This window comes from Rhizobacter sp. P2_D12, assembly GCF_056404395.1.
This window is the reverse complement of record NZ_JBFUEB010000245.1, coordinates 1-2,616: the sequence shown is the minus strand read 5'-3', so window position 1 is coordinate 2,616 and position 2,616 is coordinate 1. Positions and strand designations below refer to the sequence as shown.

Annotated in this window: 2 tRNA genes and 2 rRNA genes; all 4 read left to right on the top strand. The window is 51.6% G+C overall.

The window, feature by feature from the left end:
* Positions 1–46: 46 nt before the first annotated feature.
* A 16S ribosomal RNA gene (locus tag AC1DYN_RS32100) occupies positions 47–1,579 on the top strand.
* Positions 1,580–1,663: 84 nt separating this feature from the next.
* Positions 1,664–1,740: transfer RNA gene (locus AC1DYN_RS32095), tRNA-Ile, on the top strand.
* A 24-nt stretch (positions 1,741–1,764) separates the two neighbouring features.
* A tRNA-Ala gene (locus AC1DYN_RS32090) sits at positions 1,765–1,840 on the top strand.
* A 226-nt stretch (positions 1,841–2,066) separates the two neighbouring features.
* Positions 2,067–2,616: ribosomal RNA gene (locus AC1DYN_RS32085) — 23S ribosomal RNA — on the top strand; the annotation flags it as partial.

Below are 2,616 nucleotides of genomic sequence, written 5' to 3'. Positions count from 1 at the left end.
CCCCTGCAGCAATGTAGGGTGGCAGAAATGCCAACAAACAGAGATTGAACTGAAGAGTTTGATCCTGGCTCAGATTGAACGCTGGCGGCATGCTTTACACATGCAAGTCGAACGGCAGCGCGGGGCAACCTGGCGGCGAGTGGCGAACGGGTGAGTAATATATCGGAACGTACCCAAGAGTGGGGGATAACGTAGCGAAAGTTACGCTAATACCGCATACGATCTAAGGATGAAAGCAGGGGATCTTCGGACCTTGTGCTCCTGGAGCGGCCGATATCTGATTAGCTAGTTGGTGAGGTAAAGGCTCACCAAGGCYACGATCAGTAGCTGGTCTGAGAGGACGACCAGCCACACTGGAACTGAGACACGGTCCAGACTCCTACGGGAGGCAGCAGTGGGGAATTTTGGACAATGGGCGAAAGCCTGATCCAGCAATGCCGCGTGAGTGAAGAAGGCCTTCGGGTTGTAAAGCTCTTTTGTCAGGGAAGAAACGGTKWRGGCTAATAYCCTGMGCTAATGACGGTACCTGAAGAATAAGCACCGGCTAACTACGTGCCAGCAGCCGCGGTAATACGTAGGGTGCAAGCGTTAATCGGAATTACTGGGCGTAAAGCGTGCGCAGGCGGTTTTGTAAGTCTGACGTGAAATCCCCGGGCTCAACCTGGGAATTGCGTTGGAGACTGCAAGGCTAGAATCTGGCAGAGGGGGGTAGAATTCCACGTGTAGCAGTGAAATGCGTAGAGATGTGGAGGAACACCGATGGCGAAGGCAGCCCCCTGGGTCAAGATTGACGCTCATGCACGAAAGCGTGGGGAGCAAACAGGATTAGATACCCTGGTAGTCCACGCCCTAAACGATGTCTACTAGTTGTCGGGTTTTAATTAACTTGGTAACGCAGCTAACGCGTGAAGTAGACCGCCTGGGGAGTACGGTCGCAAGATTAAAACTCAAAGGAATTGACGGGGACCCGCACAAGCGGTGGATGATGTGGATTAATTCGATGCAACGCGAAAAACCTTACCTACCCTTGACATGTACGGAAGRCCGAAGAGATTTGGYTGTGCTCGAAAGAGARCCGTAACACAGGTGCTGCATGGCTGTCGTCAGCTCGTGTCGTGAGATGTTGGGTTAAGTCCCGCAACGAGCGCAACCCTTGTCATTAGTTGCTACATTYAGTTGAGCACTCTAATGAGACTGCCGGTGACAAACCGGAGGAAGGTGGGGATGACGTCAAGTCCTCATGGCCCTTATGGGTAGGGCTTCACACGTCATACAATGGTACATACAGAGGGCCGCCAACCCGCGAGGGGGAGCTAATCCCAGAAAGTGTATCGTAGTCCGGATCGCAGTCTGCAACTCGACTGCGTGAAGTTGGAATCGCTAGTAATCGCGGATCAGCATGTCGCGGTGAATACGTTCCCGGGTCTTGTACACACCGCCCGTCACACCATGGGAGCGGGTTTTACCAGAAGTAGGTAGCTTAACCGCAAGGAGGGCGCTTACCACGGTAGGATTCGTGACTGGGGTGAAGTCGTAACAAGGTAGCCGTATCGGAAGGTGCGGCTGGATCACCTCCTTTCTAGAGTAGCACCRCGAAACTGAGAAGTTTCATYATCAAGCGTCCACGCTTATCGACTGTTGAATAGTAAAGAACAGTTTTATCGGGGCTGTAGCTCAGCTGGTTAGAGCACCGTGTTGATAACGCGGGGGTCGTTGGTTCGAGTCCAACCAGCCCTACCAATCAGCACTAAGCATCACCTGAATGGGGGATTAGCTCAGCTGGGAGAGCACCTGCTTTGCAAGCAGGGGGTCGTCGGTTCGATCCCGTCATCCTCCACCATTTAAATGGTAAAAGTTCAAACGTAAGCCTGGCGAATACGCCAACGCGGTTTAGGTTTGGTCTTTTCGAGATCACTGTTTTTTCGTTCTTTAACAATCTGGAAGAAGTAAAGTTTTTAAGCRCATGCGACAGCATGTGCTTGGGTAGTAGTATTTGTATCATTGCAACACAGCTGTACTCTTGTACCTGTGACGATCTCTGTTGTCAGCAGAGGCCAACGTTATAGGGACAAGCGAATAAGTGCACATGGTGGATGCCTTGGCGATTACAGGCGATGAAGGACGTAGTAGCTTGCGATAAGCTGCGGGGAGCTAGCAAACGAGCTTTGATCCGCAGATTTCCGAATGGGGAAACCCGGCCTTTATAGGTCATTGCATACTGAATACATAGGTATGCAAAGCGAACGCGGCGAACTGAAACATCTAAGTAGCTGCAGGAAAAGAAATCAACCGAGATTCCCAAAGTAGTGGCGAGCGAAATGGGATGAGCCTGTATGTGATAGTCGATYGGATAGTGGAAGCYTCTGGAAATARRCGCCATAGAGGGTGATAGCCCCTTACACGAAATYYGAACGGTGGTACTAAGCATACGACAAGTAGGGCGGGACACGAGAAATCCTGTCTGAACATGGGGGGACCATCCTCCAAGGCTAAATACTCGTAATCGACCGATAGTGAACCAGTACCGTGAGGGAAAGGCGAAAAGAACCCCGGGAGGGGAGTGAAATAGATCCTGAAACCGTGTGCATACAAACAGTAGGAGCGGACGGAGCGGAC